This window comes from Listeria cornellensis FSL F6-0969 (genome assembly GCF_000525855.1).
In the GTDB taxonomy this organism is placed as follows: domain Bacteria; phylum Bacillota; class Bacilli; order Lactobacillales; family Listeriaceae; genus Listeria_A; species Listeria_A cornellensis.
In genome coordinates this window covers 15528-38210 of record NZ_AODE01000019.1, presented here as the reverse complement: position 1 = coordinate 38210, position 22683 = coordinate 15528, and the positions used below count along the sequence as shown (strand labels likewise).

General features: G+C 43.1%; 21 protein-coding genes, 1 other RNA gene and 1 other annotated feature. Of the genes, 15 read left to right on the top strand and 7 right to left on the bottom strand.

Going from position 1 to position 22683, the window contains the following annotated elements; translation table 11 throughout:
• Window positions 1-74: 74 nt before the first annotated feature.
• Entirely contained in the window at window positions 75-1361 is a 1287-nt protein-coding gene (locus PCORN_RS08090; RefSeq protein ID WP_036079263.1) for an N-acetylmuramoyl-L-alanine amidase family protein, read from the bottom strand.
• 155 nt (window positions 1362-1516) lie between these two features.
• Window positions 1517-1753: a binding site (T-box leader), on the top strand.
• A gap of 106 nt (window positions 1754-1859) precedes the next feature.
• Here PCORN_RS08090 and hisS point away from each other — a divergent pair.
• Together hisS and aspS are read left to right on the top strand one after the other, a co-directional pair.
• Complete coding sequence (gene hisS / locus PCORN_RS08085) at window positions 1860-3152, top strand: histidine--tRNA ligase (protein WP_036079261.1); 1293 nt, start codon at window positions 1860-1862, stop codon at window positions 3150-3152.
• Window positions 3149-4918 (top strand): aspartate--tRNA ligase, encoded by a 1770-nt coding sequence (aspS, locus tag PCORN_RS08080; protein WP_036079259.1) that lies wholly within the window; start codon window positions 3149-3151, stop codon window positions 4916-4918. The genes hisS and aspS overlap by 4 nt, the downstream gene beginning before the upstream one ends.
• Window positions 4919-5019: 101 nt before the next feature.
• Here aspS and PCORN_RS08075 read toward each other — a convergent pair whose 3' ends face one another.
• From PCORN_RS08075 to cymR, 4 genes are all read right to left on the bottom strand, one after another.
• Window positions 5020-5397: a hypothetical protein gene (locus PCORN_RS08075; protein WP_036079257.1), complete on the bottom strand. Its 378-nt coding sequence runs from the start codon at window positions 5395-5397 to the stop codon at window positions 5020-5022.
• A gap of 155 nt (window positions 5398-5552) precedes the next feature.
• The gene (locus PCORN_RS08070; RefSeq protein ID WP_036079256.1) at window positions 5553-5921 is read right to left on the bottom strand and encodes a P-II family nitrogen regulator; all 369 of its coding nucleotides are present in this window, start codon (window positions 5919-5921) and stop codon (window positions 5553-5555) included.
• A 16-nt stretch (window positions 5922-5937) separates the two neighbouring features.
• Window positions 5938-7140 carry an ammonium transporter gene (locus PCORN_RS08065; protein WP_036079255.1) on the bottom strand — a complete coding sequence of 401 codons (1203 nt, stop codon included), beginning with the start codon at window positions 7138-7140 and terminating at the stop codon, window positions 5938-5940.
• A 290-nt stretch (window positions 7141-7430) separates the two neighbouring features.
• The gene (gene cymR / locus PCORN_RS08060; RefSeq protein ID WP_036061761.1) at window positions 7431-7850 is read right to left on the bottom strand and encodes a cysteine metabolism transcriptional regulator CymR; all 420 of its coding nucleotides are present in this window, start codon (window positions 7848-7850) and stop codon (window positions 7431-7433) included.
• Window positions 7851-8041: 191 nt separating this feature from the next.
• On the opposite strand from cymR, the gene PCORN_RS08055 reads away from it, so the two are divergent.
• The 13 genes from PCORN_RS08055 to PCORN_RS08000 all read left to right on the top strand — a co-directional run bounded on the left by PCORN_RS08055 (window position 8042) and on the right by PCORN_RS08000 (window position 19878).
• Entirely contained in the window at window positions 8042-9313 is a 1272-nt protein-coding gene (locus tag PCORN_RS08055) for a replication-associated recombination protein A (RefSeq protein WP_036079254.1), read from the top strand.
• Between the two features lie 114 nt (window positions 9314-9427).
• Window positions 9428-9847 (top strand): hypothetical protein, encoded by a 420-nt coding sequence (locus PCORN_RS08050; RefSeq protein WP_036079253.1) that lies wholly within the window; start codon window positions 9428-9430, stop codon window positions 9845-9847.
• Window positions 9810-10784: a hypothetical protein gene (locus tag PCORN_RS08045; protein ID WP_149024291.1), complete on the top strand. Its 975-nt coding sequence runs from the start codon at window positions 9810-9812 to the stop codon at window positions 10782-10784. Before PCORN_RS08050 ends, PCORN_RS08045 begins: the two co-directional genes overlap by 38 nt.
• Window positions 10785-10794: 10 nt before the next feature.
• Window positions 10795-11433: a hypothetical protein gene (locus PCORN_RS08040; protein WP_036079251.1), complete on the top strand. Its 639-nt coding sequence runs from the start codon at window positions 10795-10797 to the stop codon at window positions 11431-11433.
• A 37-nt stretch (window positions 11434-11470) separates the two neighbouring features.
• A complete protein-coding gene (locus tag PCORN_RS21290) occupies window positions 11471-11770 on the top strand; it encodes an acyltransferase family protein (protein ID WP_036079249.1) in 300 nt (99 codons plus the stop codon).
• Complete coding sequence (locus PCORN_RS19310) at window positions 11715-12020, top strand: hypothetical protein (RefSeq protein WP_159102554.1); 306 nt, start codon at window positions 11715-11717, stop codon at window positions 12018-12020. Before PCORN_RS21290 ends, PCORN_RS19310 begins: the two co-directional genes overlap by 56 nt.
• A gap of 574 nt (window positions 12021-12594) precedes the next feature.
• Window positions 12595-12784: non-coding RNA, 6S RNA (ssrS, locus tag PCORN_RS17845), on the top strand.
• A 381-nt stretch (window positions 12785-13165) separates the two neighbouring features.
• Window positions 13166-14311, top strand: a complete 1146-nt coding sequence (locus tag PCORN_RS08025) for a cysteine desulfurase family protein (RefSeq protein WP_036079244.1) — start codon at window positions 13166-13168, stop codon at window positions 14309-14311.
• 18 nt (window positions 14312-14329) lie between these two features.
• Window positions 14330-15439 carry a tRNA 2-thiouridine(34) synthase MnmA gene (gene mnmA / locus PCORN_RS08020; protein WP_036079240.1) on the top strand — a complete coding sequence of 370 codons (1110 nt, stop codon included), beginning with the start codon at window positions 14330-14332 and terminating at the stop codon, window positions 15437-15439.
• Between the two features lie 73 nt (window positions 15440-15512).
• The gene (locus tag PCORN_RS08015) at window positions 15513-16238 is read left to right on the top strand and encodes an alpha/beta hydrolase (RefSeq protein ID WP_036079238.1); all 726 of its coding nucleotides are present in this window, start codon (window positions 15513-15515) and stop codon (window positions 16236-16238) included.
• 14 nt (window positions 16239-16252) lie between these two features.
• Window positions 16253-16921 carry a tetratricopeptide repeat protein gene (locus PCORN_RS08010; RefSeq protein ID WP_036079735.1) on the top strand — a complete coding sequence of 223 codons (669 nt, stop codon included), beginning with the start codon at window positions 16253-16255 and terminating at the stop codon, window positions 16919-16921.
• Between the two features lie 31 nt (window positions 16922-16952).
• On the top strand, window positions 16953-19346 hold the full coding sequence (gene recD2 / locus PCORN_RS08005) for an SF1B family DNA helicase RecD2 (RefSeq protein ID WP_036079236.1): 2394 nt from the start codon (window positions 16953-16955) through the stop codon (window positions 19344-19346).
• A gap of 181 nt (window positions 19347-19527) precedes the next feature.
• Window positions 19528-19878, top strand: coding sequence for a DUF4180 domain-containing protein (locus tag PCORN_RS08000; RefSeq protein WP_036079234.1), 351 nt, complete (start codon window positions 19528-19530; stop codon window positions 19876-19878).
• Window positions 19879-20462: 584 nt separating this feature from the next.
• Here PCORN_RS08000 and pieS read toward each other — a convergent pair.
• Both pieS and pieR read right to left on the bottom strand, forming a co-directional pair.
• Complete coding sequence (gene pieS, locus PCORN_RS07995) at window positions 20463-21908, bottom strand: two component system sensor histidine kinase PieS (RefSeq protein WP_036079231.1); 1446 nt, start codon at window positions 21906-21908, stop codon at window positions 20463-20465.
• A complete protein-coding gene (gene pieR, locus PCORN_RS07990; RefSeq protein WP_036079230.1) occupies window positions 21905-22597 on the bottom strand; it encodes a two component system response regulator PieR in 693 nt (230 codons plus the stop codon). Before pieR ends, pieS begins: the two co-directional genes overlap by 4 nt.
• Window positions 22598-22683: the final 86 nt, after the last annotated feature.

Here is a 22683-nt window from a genome sequence, read left to right as displayed (position 1 = left end):
GTGCGAGCGAAGGGAGCATTCGATCCCTGCGGTCCCTAACAAATTTTTTCGGAGCTAACGAGCCCGTTCGGCACCTAGTTTTTAAAATACCCGCTCAGCCCCTCGAAAATCGAATCGGCGACGTCTTCGCGGAAACTGTTGGAGTTCATTTTTTCTTCGTCGATGCTTGAGCTTAGGTAACCTAGTTCAAGCAATACGGACGGCTGGGTGTTTTCACGTAGTACGTAGAAGTCGCCGGAGCGTGTGCCGCGGTTTTTGCTGGATAGGTTGTTTGCTAGACTCGCGTTGATGCTTTCGGCCAAGCTTTGGTCTTTATTTTTATAGTAGTAGGTTGTTTGTCCATTGACACTCGCATCGCTTGCGTCCTCTACGGAATCAAAATGAAGTGAGATGAAGGCGTCTGCGTTGTATTTCTCTGCTTTTCGCGCACGATCTTTCAGGGAAACGTATTCGTCGCTGTCTCTTGTTAAAATAACTTTTGCACCGCTTTGTTCTAGGCGTTTAGCCACGGCTTGGGCAGTTTTTAATGTGGCTTTCTTCTCTACGGTACCGTTTTGGCCTTTGGCGCCTGGATCGTTGCCTCCGTGTCCTGGATCAATAACGATTGTTGCCTCGGCAAGTGATGTTGTTTTGGATTTCGGTGCGCTTTTGGTTTTGGAGGTCGAAACATCAACAACCCAGTTCGCTACGTAACCTTGTGCGCCGGATGATGTTGTGACTTGGTACCAATCGCCTTGCACGCCATCGATATTATAGACGGTCCCGGAATCAGCTTTTTCAATGGTATTATTGTTACGACCTGGACCTGAACGGATATTCGTGCCGTTAGATCGGATGGTGACGGTTTGCAAATTGCTTTTTGATTCTTTAGTCGCGGATTCTTGCATCTTAATGTACGTCGAATTGACCCACGCGGTTTGACCTTGGTACTGAATTTGCGTCCAACCATTGGATTGACTGGTAACGGTGATTTGATCGCCGCCTTTTAAAGTTCCCAGAATGGTGCTGTTTGTGGACGGTTTGCTTCGAACATTCAGGCTACCATCGCTTGTGATAGTGGCGAGACTGTTACTGGAAGCACTGACATCGATATTTTTCACGAGCCAGCTTGCCACGTAACCACTTTGCCCGTTTGCGAGACGAACTTTATACCACTTATTTTCCTCATCAATAACGTTTAGGATTTCATTTTTTCTGACTTGAGATGTGACGTCGAATGCGAGTCCTGGTCCGCTTCTGACGTTTAGAACTTCTGCTTTCACTTGCACCGTGTTTGCATTTGCCATCGCGATTGTAGACAAGATGCCGGCTCCGATAAGTAAGAACGAGAGCACGGTTATAAACAGGAACTTATTTTTCATCAATGGACACCACCTATACCCCTAATAAATATCTACTATAAAAAGATTATCACAAAACAAGGCATTATGAAACATTAAACCTACAATTTCGCGATTATTTTTCAAAACCTTATTGACTTTCGAGGCAAATTCTAGTAGTCTTAAGGGTAATTAATAGATGACCGATGACGGAGAAAAGTATAACAGGAGTTTGCTGGTATAGAGAGATAGGTTCCTAGGCTGTAAAACCTATCGCAGTTAAACTGTTAGAAAGACACTCCAGAGGCTTCTTGCTAAAAGGCGAATGTTCGCTGAGTAAGTAAGAACGTTGACAGGCGTTAACTGTTTTGAGTGGAGGAGCTTTTTTGTTCCTCAATTTAGGGTGGTACCACGGGTTAACTCTCGTCCCTTGTTTTATTTAGTTAAGACAAGGGCGGGGGTTTTTTTGTGTTACCGATTCGGTAACACAAAAAACGCCAGAACCAACGATACTATCGTAATTTTAAGGAGGGATAAGGCATGCAGATGAAATTGCCAAGAGGAACACGCGATATTTTACCAGGAGAAGTAGAGAAATGGCATTATGTAGAGCGCGTTTTTCAATCGATTTGTGAGAGATTTCAATACAAAGAAATTCGGACACCGATTTTTGAGCATACAGAATTATTCCAACGTGGCGTAGGCGATACAACAGACATCGTTTCAAAAGAGATGTACACGTTTCAAGATAAGAAAAATAGAAGTTTAACGCTCCGTCCAGAAGGAACCGCATCCGTTGTGCGCGCGTTTGTTGAACATAAACTATTCGGACAAGTAAACCAACCAGTGAAGCTGTATTACACCGGTCCAATGTTCCGCTACGAACGTCCGCAAGGCGCGAGACAACGCCAGTTTACGCAAATGGGGCTCGAGGCGCTTGGAAGTAACGATCCTGCAATTGATGCGGAGATTATTTCGCTTGCGATGTCGTTTTATAAAGAACTAGGACTACAAAATATCGAACTTGTCATCAATAGTTTAGGCGACAAAGAAAGTCGTTTGAAGCACAAAGAAGCCTTGGTTGCTCATTTTGAACCGCAAATTGATGAGTTTTGCGCAGATTGTCAAGTGCGTTTACACAAGAATCCCTTGCGCATCTTGGATTGTAAAGTCGATCATGCTCATCCGCTTATTGCGACGGCGCCATCGATATTGGAGTTTTTGAATGAGGAATCAACCGCTTATTTTGCGAAAGTGAAGACGTATTTGGACGCGTTAGGTATCTCGTGTACGGTTGATCCGACGCTGGTTCGTGGCTTGGATTATTACAATCATACGACGTTTGAAATCATGAGTACGGCAGAAGGTTTCGGCGCGAAATCCACACTTTGTGGTGGCGGTCGTTACCATGGTTTGGTGCAAGAGTTTGATGGACCGGAAACGCCAGGTGTTGGCTTCGGTCTTGGCGTGGAGCGTTTATTCGCGGCGCTTGATGTGGAAGGAATCGAACTTCCTGTGGCGCGTGAACTAGATTGCTACGTCATTACGGCGACGGAAACTGCTGAGGTGAAGGCTGTGACGATCGTGAACGAGTTGCGGTTCAACGGTTTTAGCGTGGAAAAAGATTATATGGGTCGCAAAATGAAAGGTCAATTAAAAGATGCTGATCGCAAAAATGCGCGGTTCACGATGATTTTAGGTGATACAGAACTCGAAAGTGGTATCTGCAAGTTGAAAAACATGAAAACGGGCGAGCAAACGGAAATCGATTTGGCGGCTGTGACGGCTGGTTTACAGACCGCGCGTGAGCAATTAGAGGGGGAAAACAAATGAAGAAAAGAACACTGTATTGTGGCGATGTCACGGAAAAACATATTGGGGAAAAAGTAACATTGCACGGCTGGGTACAAAAACGTCGTGACTTGGGAGGGCTTATTTTTATCGATTTGCGCGATCGTGAAGGAATCGTCCAAGTTGTTTTTAATCCCGATTTTTCAGCGGATGCGCTGGCGATTGCAGAATCGGTTCGTAATGAGTTCGTTGTGACGGTTGTTGGAACGGTTGCGGCGAGAAGCGAGGGTGCGATAAACGACAAGTTAGCGACAGGCCGGATTGAAGTTTTAGCGGAGGAAATTGAAGTGTTGAATGCTTCGAAAACACCGCCGTTTTATATTGAAGATGGTGTGAATGTATCGGATGAATTGCGCTTGAAATATCGCTATTTGGATTTGCGTCGTCCGGAGATGAACGAGATTTTCCAGATGCGCCATACGGCAACGAAAACATTCCGTCAAAAATTAGATCAAATGGGCTTTTTCGATATTGAAACGCCTTATTTGACAAAGAGTACGCCAGAGGGTGCGCGTGATTATTTAGTGCCGAGTCGTGTCTATCCAGGTAATTTCTATGCGTTACCACAATCACCACAAATTTTGAAGCAGTTGTTGATGTCTGCTGGTTTCGATAAATATTACCAAGTGGTTCGTTGTTTCCGCGATGAAGATTTGCGTGGGGATCGTCAACCGGAGTTTACCCAAATCGATTTAGAGACGAGTTTCCTGACGAAAGAGGAGATTCAAGAAATTACGGAAGAAATGTTGGTAGCAGTCGTTGAGGCGACGAAGGGTATTAAAATCGAGAAGCCGTTCCCGCACATGACATACGCAGAAGCAATGGATCGTTTCGGAAGCGATAAGCCGGATGTACGTTTCGGCTTAGAATTAAAAAACATGGCAGAAGCCGTGGCAAATGTTGATTTTAAAGTGTTCACAAACGCAATCGAAAGCGGTGGCGAAGTAAAAGCGATTAACGCAAAAGGTGCAGCGGCGAACTATTCGCGTAAAGATATTGATGCGCTAGGCGAGTTCGTTGGCAGGTACGGTGCGAAAGGTCTTGCTTGGATGAAAGTGGAAGAGGACGGTTTCAAAGGACCGATTGCAAAATTCTTCACACCAGAAAATCAAGCGGCGGTGGCAGGCGATTTAGATGCGGAAGTTGGCGATTTATTACTATTTGTTGCCGATAAAGCAGAAGTTGTCGCGGCAGCACTCGGTGCGTTACGCTCGAAACTTGGCCAAGAGCTCGATTTGATTGACCAAAACGAATTGGCATTTTTATGGGTGACGGATTGGCCATTATTCGAATACGACGAAGAAGCAGGACGTTTTGTTTCGGCTCACCATCCATTCACGATGCCACAAGACGCGTCATTGCTTGAAACAGCGCCAGAAAAAGCGATGGCAGAAGCGTATGATATCGTTTTGAATGGTTATGAGATTGGTGGGGGCTCGCTCCGTATTTATAAAAAAGAAATGCAGCAACAAATGTTCCGCGCGCTTGGTTTCACAGATGAAGAGGCGACAGAACAATTTGGTTTCTTGCTAGAAGCATTGGAATTTGGAACGCCGCCACATGGTGGAATTGCGCTTGGCTTGGACCGGATTATCATGATTCTTGCTGGACGGAATAATTTGCGCGACACGATTGCCTTCCCTAAAACAGGAAGCGCGGCAGATCCGTTGACGAATGCGCCAAGTGAGGTTAGTGCGGCACAATTGGCTGAACTAGAACTTGCGATTGAGGCGAAAAAAGCAGAGTAAGGAAATAGGATTTCTCACGTTATTTCATGTGGGAAATCCTATTTTTGTGCATAAAAAAACCATAGGCGCCGCTAGTTCAGCGTTTTGCCTACAGTTCTGATTTAATTCGTTGAGGACGTATCAATCATCGTGACCTCAACATCGTTCGCTAAGATTCCGGTATTGGTTTCATTCGACCAAAACGGACCTTCTAATGTTTTCTTTTCCTTGCTGCTCACTTCATGCTTGTCGTAAAATCTAGCCTCTACAGCATAGCGATTACCGACTTTCACCGAATCCCATTGTGACTCGTCAAGGTCCAGCTTAATCTTTTTGCTACCTGCTCCTTCGATGTTTCCTGAAATGGAATTGTCATCATTCTTTTGTGTGACTAGAAAATTAAAAGAAACATCTATTGGAGAAGCGGAGTTTTGCAGAAAATAGTAACCGCCTGCTAAAAAAACAATCGCGATAATTGTAAAAAAGGGGATCTTTCGCATCTTTGTCTATCTCTCCTTCATATATAAAAAAACATCCAATTTAGCTACTTCTTTATTATAAGCTCTGTTTTTCATTTCGGGAAGGGGAAAACGCGATTTCTCATTGTATTTTTAGAATTACTTCCGTTTTATTTATCCGCATCTCATTTTAGAGGCTATTTTTCTTTCGGATGATCTTGTAAAGCGTCAACACCGCGCTCGCCGGTACTGATTTTGATGACTTCAGCCACAGGGTAAATGAAAACTTTGCCGTCGCCGGGTTCGCCAGTGCGCAATGTGTTTTTTACGACTTCTAAAACAGCTTCAACAGGAACGGTGCTGACAACAATCTCGATTTTCATCCGTTCGTGGACGTTATTTTCTTTCTTTTTGCCGCGGTACAGCTCGATTAAGCCTTTTTCCAGACCAGTTCCGAGCGCCTTCGTGACTGTGAGGCCGCTAACGCCGATTTCTGCGAGCGCTTTTTGGAATTCGTAAAAACGATTTGGACGTGTAATAATTTCGATTTTTGTTAAGTTTGACAATAGAACCACCCCTTAATCATGATAGGCTTTTTCGCGCGTGAAGCGTTAAATCAAGCCCTTTGTATTCTTGATCTTCATCCACTCTGATTGGTAGGAATATTTTGATAACATAGATAATGATGATGGTAGCAATCGCAACGAAAACGACCGTGGAACCGATAGCGATGAGTTGTTTACCAAGCAGACCTGCATTTCCGTAAAAAAGACCGTCTGCGCCGAGTTTGTTAATTTTTGTAGTAGCGAAAAGGCCTGTCGCAATGCCGCCCCAAATTCCGCCGATACCGTGCAAACCGAAAGCATCAAGTGCATCATCGTATTTCAACTTGCCTTTTAACCAGAACACCGCCCAGAAACAAATCGCGCCGCCGAGGAAACCGATCAGTAAAGCACTGCCAACCGTGACGAACCCAGCTGCGGGCGTAATCGAGACAAGGCCTGCAATCGCGCCGGAAATCGTGCCGAGCATCGTCGGCTTTTTGTTAATCAGCCATTCGACAGCGACCCAACCGATAATCCCGGCAGCAGCGGCCGAATTGGTGTTGACAAACGCTGCCATTGCGACATTATCGATTGTTAGCGCGCTACCAACATTGAATCCATACCAACCGAACCAGACTAATATACCACCAATTAAAGCGAGTGGCAAATTATGTGGGGAGGAATTCTCTGCTTCCTTACGACGCCCAAGCACAATCGCAAGCACGAGCCCTGTAATACCAGAACTAATATGAACCACATTCCCGCCAGCAAAATCAAGCGCGCCGAGTTCACGTAACCAACCGCCATCAGCCCAAACCCAGTGAGCAACAGGAGAATAAACAAGCAATGACCATAAAATAATGAAAATTAAGTATGCCGCAAAATTCATCCGTTCCGCAAAAGCGCCAGAAATGATAGCTACTGTCAAAATAGCAAATGTCATTTGGAACATCATGAATAAAGTGTGTGGAATCGCATCGGAGTATGTCGCATTAGCATCGAAACCAACGCTATGCAGGAATGTCCAATCAAAACTTCCGATAAAAGCATTACCTGGTGCAAAAGCGAGGGAATATCCAACGAATACCCATAGAATAGAGATAATTGCCATCGAGCTAAAGCTATACATCGCAGTGCTTAGTACGTTTTTACGACGAACCATCCCACCATAGAATAAAGCAATCCCCGGTGTCATCAGCCAAACTAACAAGGTACAAAAAAACATAAATACTGCTTCCATGTGACACTCTCCTTTTTGTTAGATAATCTAACATTTGTTTTTTGTTTATGTGATAATAATACTGCAAACTGAAAATAAAGCAAGTTATTTTAACTGAAAATTTAAATTTTGTTAGATTATCTAACAAATAGCGCTTTCTTCTCTGGCGTTTGGAGTTTTACTTGCAATATTCTTTTTATTTGAAGTTAATTTTTTGCGAGAAAATAGGTGACATGGGGTGTAAAAGAGGCTTGCTAAAAAGGGCAAACTAAAAGACTCTTCACGTCAAAATGTGAGGAGCCTTCCGGATTTTAAATATAAAACATATAGCCATCTAATAGCGGATCATCGCCGTGGCTCGCTAAATCTTCCAATGTCGTGCTATCTAAAACTTCTTTGACGGCATTACGAATCCGGAGCCAGAGTTCGCGCTGAGCTGCTTCTTCATCTTCAATGCTTTCGACCAGTACAATAGGGCCTTCCAACGTGCGGATGATGTCGCCGGCTGTTATTTTTGCGGGTTCGTCGCCTAGAATATAGCCACCATGTGCGCCGCGGATGCTTTTTACGATACCAGCGTTACGAAGCGGGCCGATTAATTGTTCTAAGTAGTGTTCGGATAAGCCTTTTTTCTCAGCGATGGAACGTAATGAAATGGGACCTTGTCCGAAGCATCGCGTTAATTCGAGTACAATAGTTAAGCCATAGCGGCCTTTTGTTGTGATTTTCATAATAACCTCCAAATAGTGTCGCGATTTTCTGGTACAATGAAGAAGAATCGCTTATGTATGATCAGCAAATTGCGATATCAGGATAATTATATAGTATATAGCGCCAAGAAGCTAATGAAATAGATAATTTTTATAACAGAACATACGCTCTTATGGTATAATTACGAAGAGATGATTAGAGGGGGAGAGATATGGCTATTCAACCGCTTGCTTACCGAATGAGGCCGAAGTCGCTAGACGATATCGTTGGACAGACGCACCTTGTTGGTAAGGATAAAGTGATTTATCGGATGGTAAAGGCAAAACAATTGTCTTCCATGATTTTATATGGACCGCCTGGCATTGGGAAAACCTCGATTGCGAGCGCGATTGCAGGTAGTACGAAATATGCTTTCCGGATGTTGAACGCGGTGACAAACAATAAGAAGGATTTAGAGATTGTGGCGGCAGAGGCAAAAATGAGCGGAACGGTGATCTTGCTTTTGGACGAGGTACATCGTTTAGATAAGCCAAAACAAGATTTTCTGTTGCCGCATTTAGAGAGTGGCCAGATTATTTTGATTGGGGCAACGACGAGTAATCCGTACATTGCGATTAACCCGGCGATCAGGAGTAGAACGCAAATTTTTGAATTGAAGCCACTCTCGGTTGAAGATATTGAGACGACGATGGATCGGGCGCTTGCAGATTCAGAGCGTGGGCTTGGGACATACGACGTTGTGCTGGATTCGGATGCGAAGACGCACTTGGCGACGGCGAGTAACGGCGATGTTCGGAGTGCGCTGAATGCATTGGAGTTGGCGGTGATTTCTTCGGAACCTGATGATGGAAAAGTCCACGTGACGTTAGAAGTCGCAGAGGAATGCTTACAGCGGAAGAGTTTAGCGCATGATAAAGATGGCGATGCGCATTACGACGTTTTGAGCGCGTTTCAGAAATCGGTGCGAGGCAGTGACGTGAACGCGGCGCTCCATTACATGGGCAGGCTGATTGAGGCGGGCGATTTGGTGAGTATAAGCAGGCGTATGCTCGTGATGGCGTATGAAGATGTTGGGCTTGCAAATCCACAGGCTGCGACACACACGTTATCCGCGATTCAAACTGCTGAAAAAATTGGATTTCCAGAAGCGCGTATTCCCTTGGCAAATGCGGTTATTGAGCTCTGCTTGTCACCGAAATCCAACTCTGCTATCATGGCGATTGATAGTGCGCTAGCAGACATTCGAGCCGGAAAAAGTGGCGAAGTTCCAGATCATTTACGTGATGGGCATTATTCCGGAGCGAAAGAACTCGGTCGAGCGCTAGATTATAAATACCCACATAGTTATGAAAATGCGTGGGTGGATCAGCAGTATTTGCCGGATCGTTTGTTGAAAGCGAAGTACTATGAACCGAAGTTGACATCGAAGTATGAGCAGACAATTGCTGGGGTTTATGAGAAGATTAATCAGAATAAGAAATAAAAATGAAGTATAGTTCTTTTTAGGGCTATACTTTTTGAGTTGTTATTGACTCCTAGTTAAATATTTGTTAATGTAAAATTATATACAAATTCAAGGAAAATGGAGGAATTTTTCGTGACTTTTAATCGATTAGATGTATTGGATGATGCATTAAAATGGGAGATAGGTACTATAAGTGCGGCGAGTGGCAGTTTAGTTTCCGCTACGAATCGAATACGTTCACAAATGATACTACTTGAGTCGGGTACGATCATAGATTTAATTAATTTTGAAAAGTTTCAAATGACGATTTTAATCTATGATATGGAAGGGCAGTATATAAATACTACAGGTTGGATAAGAGAACGCTACCAGGCTGAATCCACTAGATATTATGCTATTGTTCTTGCAAACACGAACAATTCTAGCTTAGTAGGCCTAGTCAACGATGTATCTGCTCAGCTACAATTAGTAACTCCAGACAAACTAGAGCTATCTATTTGTGAATCAAGACTAGATGCGCAAAAAAAAACTAGGCTTTATAATGAATTCTAGTAATAATTTTTTTAATAGTTATAATATGACGCAAGGTATATTACGAGTTCCTTTGGATAGCTTCGGACTAGGGACCATAGAGAAGGATGAAAAATTTATTACTTCGCTAGACTTTATTTCTACGAAAGAAGGAGAAAACTGGAACAGTAGTTCTAGCGCAAGTATAATTTTCTATGATGAAAGTTATGTTCCAGCAGTTGGGTTAACAAATGCGGCTGGAACAGTTGTAGTTCCAAAGGGTTGCAGCTACATTAGGATTAGTATTCCTGTAATCGAAGTAACGCGGTATACATTTTTTCGTATAGAAGAGTTAAAACAAGCTTACATTCCTTTTCGTTATGAGCTTTGTAATGTAGATATTCCTAATAAGTATGTTACTGAAAAATTAGAATGGACGGATGGAACAATTTTATCAGCCAACGGATTAGAGAGTACTTCAGAGAGTAGAATACGTAGTAGATTTTGGTATTTGAAAGCGGGAACGGTTATATACATAGGGGATGACGAGTATTCTCAATTAACAGTTATCGAATATGACTCTAACATGTCATTCCGTAAGTCCAGCGGTTGGCGCACAGCTTTTGTTATTGAAACAAGCAATTATCATCGGATTGTCTTGTCTAAAAATAATAATATGAAATTGATGAATGATGAAAAAGAAAAACTTATGAAAGAGTTGCGAATTATCGAAAGAAATGATCTAGCAGACTATGCAATGAGTGTAGGGAATGGTAACTTGGATGGAAGTGGCGAATTATTTAATTTCCAGGTTAATTTTTCAAGTGGTAATTATGGTAGTTCTCATTGTTTTGTTGAAGATGAATTATGGTGTTTTTCGGCTTCAAATGACACGAATACTAGTTGGGCAGATGTACAGCGATTTAAAATAGATTTTACAAGTAAAAGTGCATATTCAGTAGGTCACTTTTTTTCATAATTTTGGACATATGAATTCTGTGGAATATAGTCCGTATTCTCGGGCGCTAATTTTTGGGAACGGCAGCGGCAGTTATGCGCTAGAGCCTAAGATTCACATTATTTCAAATGTTAGTCAATATAGGAATCAGGAGTATGTTGATATATCAGAAGTTGCGCTTACAATTGATTGTGGAGGTTATAACTGGGGTAAGAAACTAAATGTTGTTTGGGGTGATGGGAATCTTGGTAGAGGTGATATCGCATTCTGTATATTAGACGATAATAAACAAATTAAAAAAATTCAACTTGGTAAAGGTACTAATGATTTGGGCATGGGGCAGTATAAACAGGGGAAAGCAGATGTCGATTTTAATGGCTCATTTTGTATTATTCAAGAGTGGTTTCAAGAAGATGGAGATGAAGTAAATCAAGATTCTTGCTACTACAATAATCATCTGTATCTTGCGTTAGGGCATAACGGTTTGTGGTATTCTAAGAATGCGCTTACGAAAGATTCTCAAATAAGAAAAACGTATTTTTATGAGAAGTTCTACGGATCTGATGGTAAGGAGATGTTGTCGGCTATGGAGGGGATAACAATAACGGAGAAGTATGTCGTCTTAGGTTGTACTAGAGGGAAGCATTATATTCATGTTTATTCAAGATAGGATTTCAGCAAGAAAAAAAACATAAAGGTAGGGTGAGATGATGGCTTTGAAAAGATTACATTGGATTGATAACTTACGAGGTTTTGGGATGATTTTGGTTGTGTGGGGTCATATGAATATACCAATTGCGTTGGAAACGATAATATACTCATTTCATATGCCACTATTTTTCTTTATATCGGGATATCTATACAAGAAAAATAACAATTCTTTTAAGGAGGTCGTCAAGAAAAAAGCAACAGTGTTATTAATTCCTTACTTTTTTTTTCGCGACACTGTCTTTGCCTTTTGGCATTGCCCTCTCGATAATTCGCGGCGAGTCATGGCCATTACTTGAGTCGGTAGTTGATTATTTTTATTTAGATGGATTGGTGGGGTGGAACTCACCGTTATGGTTTTTAATTGTATTATTTTTAATTGAAATTATTTATTTTTTAGTTGATAGAATAAAAGGACATAATTCTTTTTATATTGCGCTGTGCTTTGTGATTGGGTATGCTTTTTCCAATGCAGGAGGAGTTTTTCCGCTAGGGATCAATATTGTTTTTTTATGGGCTGGTATTTTACTATGTAGGGCAGCTTCTTAAGGACAATAAGATATTTGAATGGTGTTTTTCGAGTAATTTTAAAGTAACGTCGATGCTTCTATTATGTATAGGGTTAAATATTATTTTCGGTTTCATTCTGAATAGCCGCGTTAGTGTCTATAGTAACCAGCTAGGTAATTATTTATGGTTTTATATTGCAGCTATCTCTGGTTGTCTTGCACTGTTTATTATTTTTAAAGGATCTCCTAGTTACCGAATGCTAATGTTTATAGGGGTGAACTCTATCGTTGTCATGTCAACGCATTATTTCTTTGTTTACGGATTTGATATAGTAGATACATTTGTTGCGAGGGGGCTTTTAACAATAGAGCGTTCACTATGGATTTCTGTGGTGGAAACAGCTTTTGTATTTTTGTGTTCTGTACCTTTGTGTTATTTCTTCAACAAATATTTACCAATGGCAGTGGGTAAAAAGAACACAAAGAAAATTTCATAAAATATATCAGGTTAGCTTTATTTATCCATTCTTGTGTAAAATAGTTACGAATTTCGACACATTTAAGTGTTCCAAATTGAAATATCCATTTTTTTGTGGTATTCTTAGGTCAATAAAGAAACCCTAATGTATTCGTTATGGTACCTATATTATTGAACCGAACAATTTGATCTACCTAGGGAGCCCAAGTTCGGGCGCAGCGCACATGCCTTTTCACGAGGACTTGTAAACCGTCAGACAGAGCACCCACCTGCTGTTAATAGCGGGTTCAAACAATGGTATTAAAGACGGTACGATTGGGGTTTCTTTATTATTAAAAATAAGATTCGAGCGCTTCATTTGTGAACGTGATTTTGACGTTTCGCTGAATGGGGTGCTTTTTGTTGAGCGCGTAGGAAAGCGTAATTTGCTTTCCTACGCGCTCAATATGCATGCGAACGTAGTGAGCAGGTAATCCACCAGGTGCTTTTTAAACACAAAACTCGGAATGAACTCAAAACAAGTATAACCCACCTGCACACTCCGGAATACAGTAGAGTACAGATAAGCAGCGAAACTAAACGCGCTTTAATCCAAAATCATCTTGGTTCTTTGCTTTCGGCGCAGTTTCTTGCTAAAATAGGGTAGGTTATAAAAACATTTTTTTAAAGGCTGATTGCTAGTTTTTAATATAGAAAGAAGCGATTTTATGATGGAACGTGTGTATTTGGATCATGCTGCAACTAGTCCGATTCATCCAGAGGTTGTGCAGGCGATGTTGGCTAGTTTTACGAATAATTATGGAAATCCTTCTAGTATTCATTATGCTGGGAGAGAGGCTCGGAAGGCGCTTGATGAGGCGCGTGCTATTGTGGCGCGGAGTATCGGGGCGGATGAGCGTGAGATTGTGTTTACGAGTGGTGGCACGGAGGGTGATAATGTTGCGCTAATTGGGGCGGCCTACGCGAATCGTGCGCACGGAAAACATATTATTACAACGGCGATCGAGCATCCGGCGGTTTTGGAGACGTGCCGGTTTCTGGAAACGCGAGGTTTTGATGTGACGTATTTGCCAGTGGGTCAGACGGGCGCTATTTCACTCGAAGATTTTGACGCGGCGCTTACGGACGAGACGATTTTGGTTTCGATTATGTATGGGAATAACGAGATTGGCTCGGTGCAACCGATTCGGGCGATTGGCGAGCGGTTGGCGGAGCATCAAGCGTTGTTTCATACGGATGCGGTGCAGGCTTTTGGGATGTTCGAAATGGATGTCGCGGAGCTGGGTGTGGATATGTTGACGGTGACAGCGCATAAGATTAATGGACCGCGTGGGATTGGCTTTTTGTATGTGAAAAATGGGACGAAGTTGGAGTATCCTTTTCATGGCGGGGAGCAGGAGCGTAAGCGTCGGGCTGGTACGGAGAATTTGCCAGGGATTTGTGGTATGGCGGAAGCGGTGCGGATTTCTTTGGAGTCGCGAAAACAGAAACGCTCGGATTTTACGGAGTATAAGCAGGTTTTCGTGGATACTTTTGCGGAGAGTGAAATTCTTTTTGAGGTGAATGGTTCGCTTGAAAAGGGATTGCCGCATATTTTGAATGTTCGCTTTCCGGGTGTGTCGGTGGAACAGTTATTGATGAATTTGGATATGGTGGGAATCGCGGTTTCTAGTGGTTCGGCTTGTACGGCTGGTACGGTGGATCCGTCGCATGTCTTGGTGGCGCTGTTTGGCGCGGATCACCCAGCGGTGCGCGAATCGATTCGGATTAGTTTTGGCCTTGGTAATTCTTACGAGGAGATCGAGAATGCGGCAAGCGAGATTGTAAAAGTGGTACAGCGACTTTGTAAGTGAAGGTGAGGAGTAGTTAAAATGGATAATAGTAAGACGCGGGTAGTTGTTGGTATGTCTGGCGGCGTGGACTCGTCGGTAACGGCTTATTTGCTAAAAGAGCAGGGCTATGATGTTATCGGAATCTTTATGAAAAATTGGGATGATACGGATGAGTTTGGTATGTGCACGGCGACGGAGGATTATGAGGATGTTATTCGTGTGGCAAATCAGATCGGGATTCCGTACTATGCTGTTAATTTTGAAAAGGAATATTGGGACAAGGTGTTCACGTATTTCTTGGATGAGTATAAATTGGGTCGGACGCCGAATCCGGATGTAATGTGTAATAAGGAAATTAAATTTAAGGCGTTTTTGGAGCATGCGGAAAGTTTGGGTGCTGATTTTGTGGCGACTGGGCATTATGCGCGTGTGGAGACGCTAGATAACGAGGTCAAAATGTTGCGTGGTGTGGATCGGAATAAGGATCAGACGTACTTTTTGAACCAATTATCGCAAGCTCAAATTCAGAAGGTGATGTTCCCGCTTGGTGGGATGGAAAAACCGGAAGTGCGTCGGATTGCGGAAGAAGCTGGGCTAGCGACGGCGGGCAAGAAGGATAGCACGGGGATTTGTTTTATCGGAGAACGTAATTTCAAGCAATTTTTGAGTGAGTATTTGCCGGCGCAACCTGGTGATATGAAGACGCTGGATGGCAAAGTGATGGGCAAACATGATGGTTTGATGTACCATACGATTGGGCAGCGTCATGGCTTAGGCATTGGTGGCGACGGTGATCCGTGGTTTGTTGTTGGGAAGGATTTGGCGAATAATGTCTTGTTCGTGGAGCAAGGTTTCCATCATGATAGTCTCTATTCGGATTCGCTCGTGGCAACGGATATGAGTTTTGTATCGGATCGTCCTGTTGAAGCCGTTTTCCACTGTACGGCAAAATTCCGTTACCGCCAAGAAGACGTTGGTGTGACGGTGCATTTGTTGGATGGAAATAAGGCGCATGTGGTGTTTGATGAGCCAGCTCGTGCGGTGACGCCAGGCCAAGCGCTCGTTCTCTATGATGGGGATGTGTGCTTAGGTGGCGGAACCATTGATGAGATTTATAAGCAAGATGCGCAATTACAATATGTAGGATAAATCACTGAAAAAGAGTTTGGGAGGGGATGATTTCCTGAACTCTTTTTTGATAAACGATGAAAAGAGGATTCGTATGAAAAAGACGTTATGGATCGTGTTGGCCGTGCTAGTTTTGATTATTGGGGGCGCTTATTTTTATCTTAATACGTCACCGAGTCAGTTTGCAGAAGAAGCTGGGAATTCGACGAAAAAAGTAGATGTCGTGGATGATAGTGGTTTTTTGATGTTCACGCCGATGAATCAAGATGTGAAGGAAAGCGTGATTTTCTATCCAGGTGCTTTTATTGATGCGCTAAGTTATGCTCCGATGGCGAAAGGGCTTGCGAATGCGGGTTATAAAGTGTATATTGCGAATATGCCACTTGACTTGGCTGTTTTTGGGCAGAATAAGGCGGCGGATATTATCGATAGTCATGAGGATGAGCATTTTGTGGTCGGTGGGCATTCGCTCGGTGGTGCGATGGCGGCGCGGTTTGCTCATGAAAATATGGACGATTTGGATGGTATTTTCTTTTTAGCGAGTTATGCGGATGAGAAGGGAACGCTTGCAAAAGCTCCATTTTCGGCGCTGTCGATTACGGCAACAAAGGATGGCGTGCTAAACTGGGATACATATGAAAAGAATAAGAAATACTTGCCGGAAAACACGACTTTTGTGTCGATTAAAGGCGGGAATCATGCACAATTCGGGGCTTACGGAAAGCAAAATGGCGATAAGGAAGCCACGATTAGTGTGGAAGAACAGACAAAAGAAACGGTGACAGCGCTGAAAACTTGGCTTGCTGTTGCGGTAAAATAGGAGGAAAAAGCATGATGGATAAAAATGCACAGGGTATTGAAGCGATGCAAAAAAATGATTTAGAGACAGCGGTACGTCTTTTTACGGAGGTTATTGAAGAGCATCCGAATGATCCGGTGGGCTTTATTAATTTCGGAAATGTGTTGCTTTCGATGGATGATTTTGAACGGGCAGAGCGCTTTTTTGAGCGGGGAATTGAGCTGGATAGTAAGGCTTCGGCGGCGTATTATAGTTTAGGAAATCTGTATTACGTGTTGGAGCGCTATCAGGATGCAGCGAAGCAATTTGAACAGGCGATTGCCAATGGGCTTGATTCGGCGGATGTTTATTTCATGATTGGGATGAGCTTTGCGCAGATGGATGAGAATTTACTCGCTATTCCGTACTTGCTTCGTTCAGTGGAATTGGCGCCGGATGATGTGGAGGCGGCGTTCCAATATGGAATCGCGCTCGCAAAATCGGATATGTTTGAAGAGGCAATCGGGGCGCTTGAACGAGTGCTCGTGTTGAAACCGGATGATGCAGATGCGTTTTACAATATTGGCGCGGCGTATTTGGCTTGGCAAGGTGATTTAGTGATTGGAAAAATGTATTTTGAAAAGGCTGTGGCGAGTGATGAGAATCATGAGTTGGCAGCGAATGCGCTGGCGGCGATTCAAGATTTAGAAGCGAGTGGCGAGTAAGAAACGACATAAATGACGAGGAGGTGGGAAAATGGACACGCAAGAAACGTTGGGATTGCTTGGTGAGAACGAGGAATTGTACATGAAGGGAACCGTGATGTCGACGATCTTTCATAACAGTGAGAACTTGTTTTCTGTTGCGCGGATTCAGGTGCAAGATACGAATACGACGTGGGACGAGAAGGATATTGTTGTGACGGGCTTTTTTCCTGCCCTTCATGAGCAAGAGGTGTACATATTTCACGGGAAATTGATGGATCATGCGAAGTTTGGACAGCAGTTTAAGGCGGATCGGTTCAAAAAAGAGATGCCGCAAACAAAGCAGGGTTTGGTGCAGTATTTATCTGGGGAACTTTTTAAGGGCATCGGGAAAAAGACGGCGGAACGTGTGGTGGATACGCTAGGTGAGGACGCGATTAGTCGGATTTTGTCGGACCCATCATTGCTTCAAGAGGTGCCTCGTTTGCCGCTTGCGACGGCGGAAAGTTTGCTGGAATCGCTGCGTGAGAATCAAGGTTTGGAACATATTATGGTGAGTTTGAATGAGTATGGATTTGGTCCGCAACTCTCGATGAAAATTTTTCAGGCGTATAAGCAGGATACGTTGCATGTGCTGGAAAATAATCCTTATAAGCTGATTGAAGATGTGAAGGGGATTGGGTTTAATCGTGCGGATGAGCTGGGACGCAAGCTTGGTCTTGGCGGGAATCATTATTCGCGGTTGCAGGCGGCGATTTTGTACATGTTGGAGCAGGAGTCGTTGCAGCAGGGAAATGTGTTTATGGAGCGGGAAGTGTTGCTGGAGACGGTGACACAGCTGCTTGAGAATAGTGAGCCGGTTCGGATTGAGCAGGAGCAGTTGACGAAGCAGTTGTTGGCGCTGGAGGAAGATCAGAAAGTGATGACGGAGAACACGAGGGTGTATGTACCATCGCTTTATTTTGCGGAGGCAGGATTTGCAGCGCACGTGAAACGGATGATGCGACAAAAGGAATACGAGGAATTGTTTCCAAAATCGGAGTTCTATATCGCGCTGGGTGAATTAGAGGATCGGATCGGTGTTTCTTACGGAGAAACGCAGAAGGTGGCGCTTGAAAAGGCGTTGATGTCGCCGATGCTGATTTTGACTGGTGGACCGGGTACGGGGAAAACGACGGTTATTAAGGGAATCGTGGAGCTTTACGCGGAATTGAATGGTGTGAATTTGGACCCGATGTCGTATAAGGATGGGCAGAAATTGCCGATTTTGTTGGCGGCTCCGACGGGACGTGCGGCGAAACGGATGACGGAATCGACGGGATTGCCTGCGATGACGATTCACCGATTGTTGGGAATGAATGGGCAGGAGCAGTTGGACGATGATAATGAGCGTTCGATTGAAGGGAAATTGTTGATTATTGATGAGATGTCGATGGTTGATATTTGGCTCGCAAATCAGCTTTTTCGGGCTTTGCCAGCGCACATGCAAGTGATTTTAGTGGGAGATCAGGATCAGTTGCCGTCTGTTGGACCGGGCCAAGTTTTGAAGGATATGTTGCGGTCGAATGAGATTCCAACGGTGGAGTTGACGGATATTTATCGGCAGGAAGACGGATCATCGATTATTGAGTTGGCGCATGATATTCGGCAAGGATTTTTACCAGCGACGTTCACGAAAAATAGTACGGATCGGTCGTTTTTCCATTGTACGGTGAACCAGATTGCGGAAGTCGTGGAGAAGGTCGTGGAAAACGCGAAGAAAAAAGGATTTCGCGCGAAGGATATCCAAGTGTTGGCGCCGATGTATCGTGGACCTGCGGGAATCGATGTTTTAAATCGCAAAATGCAGGAGATTTTTAATGCGAACCCGGATGGGAAGCGCAAAGAAGTGAAGTTTGGCGATATCGTTTTTCGAATTGGGGATCGGGTGTTGCAACTTGTGAATCAGCCGGAGAAAAACGTTTTTAATGGCGATTTTGGCGAGATTGTCTCGATTATTTATGCGAAGGAAAATACGGAGAAGCAGGATATGGTTGTGGTGCAGTTTGATCAGACGGAGGTCGAGTATTTTCGGCAGGAGTTTGGCCAGTTGACACACGCGTATTGTTGTTCGATTCATAAGGCGCAGGGCAGTGAGTTTCCGATTGTGATCATGCCAGTGGTCCGGAGTTATTACCGGATGTTGCGGCGCGATATTTTGTATACGGCGGTGACTCGGAGCAAGCAGTTTCTGATTATTTGCGGGGAAGAGGACGCGTTTCGGATGGGTGTCGAGCGGATTGATGAGGAGAAGCGGAATACGACGCTTTATGAACGGTTGCTGAGTGAGGAAGAAATGCTGGCGACGGTGAGTAATCGGAAGTTGTTAACGGAGGAGAATTGGATGCATATTAATCCGATGATTGGGATGGATGATATTACGCCGTATCAATTTATGCGGGGATAATTGGATATGCGTAGTAAATCGGCGACAAGCGTTCGCATTCCTCAAGTTTGGCGGACTTCCGGTTCTCATGTACAGTCGTACACTCCGCTTCCGGCTTCCACCAAACTTGAGGAATACAAACGCTTTCGCTCGATTTGTGTGAAGCCGAGTTTACGTCTTACCTGTTGGAAGGGGCATGAAAATGGAGATTCAGAAATTGGAAAGTGAGGGCATTGCTCGGGTTAGAAGTGATGAGGTTATAATAAAAGATACGGCGTCGATGTTGGACTTTGTGATGAGTGTGCAATATGAAACGGCGTATCATAAAATTATCGTTGATAAAGTCGCTGTTTTAGAGGAGTTTTTCGATCTCAAAACAGGATTACTAGGCGATGCTTTTCAAAAATTAGTGACATATCAGCTGAGAATGGCGATAGTTGGTGATTTTTCGATGTATAGTGAGAATTTTAAGGATTATATGTATGAGAGTAATAAGGGGAGTCAAGTTTATTTTGTTGCTACCGAGGAAGAAGCGGTTGATAAATTGAAATGAGAAATAGTGAAATTACGTCTTGCCTGAAAAATAGGTGAGGCGTTTTTTTTATGGAGAAAATTTTGGTTTATCGCATTAAAATATGTCTAAAAGTTTATAATTTAATCTTGAAATTAACATTATGACCTCCCAAAATGTAGTTATTTATCATGTAAAATTGTATGTGGAAGGAGGCTTTTAATATGAGGATTAATAATAAATCGCAAACATATCAAGAAATAAGATTATGGATTTGGGCAGTTGCTATCGTTTTTTTTTGTTATTTACTTTTTAATCACTCATGCAAAACCATTACTTATTCCAATAGGATTTGGAATAGTTTTGTGATCTAGAGATATGTTTTTTTATTGGAAAAGTAAACATTGATATAAAAAATTATAGTCAGGAGCATTATTGAAATGAAAAAGTGGCTGAAGATGCGATTTCTTAAAAGGTTGGCATTTTTTTTATGGCTTTAAATATGATTTCGTGGATGTAGGAAACAAGACTAGGTTGAGTATAAACGAAAAAAAGGAATTTGACTAATAAATATTAATAGGCTGGTTGAGAATGTAGTTATTATCTCAATCAGCCTATTTGCTTTTTTATTTGTCACCGTCATTATCCGCAAAAAATGGCAATTTAATCGTAAATGTAGTTCCTTCACCAGCCATGCTATGCACGCTGACCTCACCATCATGATAGCTAATCAACTGCTTCACAATCGACAGCCCAATGCCGGATTCGCCGAACTTTGTGCTCGTCCGTGACATATCGGCTTTGTAGAAGCGATCCCAAATCTGCTCGACTTCGGATTCATCCATGCCAATTCCAGTATCGCTAATCTCGAAAATCGTTTCTTTATATTCCTGCCTCGCCGAAAGGGTAATCGTGCCGTTTTCGGTAAACTGGATGCTGTTTTTCACGATATTGATGAAAACTTGCATCAATCGGTCGTAGTCTGCAAAAATTTGAACGGATTCTCGCGTATCAACAATAATCCTATCGCCTTTATCTTCCGCGGTTAGTTGCAGTTGATCCTTGATAATATCTAAAAATTCATGTGCGGCGAAAGTCGTTTTATGCAGCTGAATCTGATTCGAACGAATACGCTCATAATCGAGATTCTCATTCACAAGCCTTGCCAAGCGCCGTGCCTCGGTATCAATCAACGCAATACAGCGATCTGTCTCGCTTTTTGGAATAATATCGTTGACTAAACCTTCTGTCAAACCGCTAATCGTCGTGAGTGGCGTCCGCATTTCATGGGAAACATCGGCGATAAACTGGCGGCGGCGCTTTTCTTGGCGCTCAATCTCAATCGCGGATTCTTCCAGCGTCTGCGTCATCTTGTTAAAATCACCGGCCAGCGCGCCAATCTCATCGATTGAACTTTCCTTCAAACGCACACTATAATTGCCCTTAATGACTTCTTTCGTCGCCGAACTTAGCTTGCGGAAGCGGTTCACTTGTAGTTTTGCAATAATCGCGCTCAAAATCAGGGCGATCGTAATCGAAATGAGAATCGTGTAGAAAACGTACCAATTAATTTTGCCGATGACTTTCTCGGTGCCACTAATTGGTGAGGTGAGCATGATTCCACCGGCAAATTCGCCATTTTTTTCAATCGGAATACTCACGCGCGTCAATTGGTCAGTAAAGCGCGTATCCACCAATGTCGAAACTGTCTTGCCTTCCTGCAACTCCTTCCATTCGTCCGTTTTTAAATGGAAATCGGGGGGAAGCGGGCGATGCGTTTGCGGATATATAATCGCAGCTGTGTCATCGAAAATCACGTAATGGATATTCTTCACGCCTAAAATCTGCTGATACGTCTGCAAAACAGGATTTCCAGTTTCATGGCTAGACATGTTTTGCACATCTTTCGAAATTTCTTCCCCATACGCCGTCAAATCAGAAACTTGCGCTTCATACAAATAATCCTTCATAAAATGCGAAATCAGCAACCCAATCATCAAACAGGCGATAAACAAAATAATAAACTGTGTCAAAAAAAGCTGATAAAAGTATTTAAATTTCATACGTATCATTCCGTTTCATCGAATTTATAGCCGACGCCCCATATGGTATGAAGAAACGGGTGGTCTTCGGTCGCGATTTTCTGCCGCAATCGTTTGATATGCACGTCCACCGTACGCTCATCTCCATAAAATTGGTAACCCCAAACCTGTTCTAATAACTGTTCTCGCGAAAAAACCTGGCGTGGATGCTGCATCAAGAAGTATAACAAATCAAATTCCTTCGGCGTCAAAGCCTCGAGTAACCGCCCCTCAAAATACATTTCCCTAGTTTTTTTACTAATTTTGAAATATTTCGTTTCTAAAATATCGTCGTCCGCAGGTTTTGTCGCATCAGCGTTTTGCCCTTTGCGACGTGTCACAGCCTTGATCCGCGCCATCAACGTGAGTGGACTAAACGGCTTCGTCACATAATCGTCCGCACCAATTTCAAGTCCCAGAACCTGATCTGACTCCGATTCCTTCGCCGTCAAAATAATAATTGGCACATCGCTCGTCTCACGAATTTTATGGCAAATCGTCATGCCATCCATTCCCGGCAACATCAAATCGATAATCACGATATCCCAATCTTCCTTACCAAATGTCTCAAAACCTTCCAAACCATCATGCACAAACGTGGCGTCTATCTTTTCCTTCATAAAAAACATCTCAATCATCGTACAAACACTGACGTTATCTTCTATCATTAATAATTTCATCGTTTTTGCCTCTCTCTCATTAAAGCTCTCCCTTAAAATTAGACTATATTCATAACAAAATCAAGTTAAATAATGTTTTTAGCAAA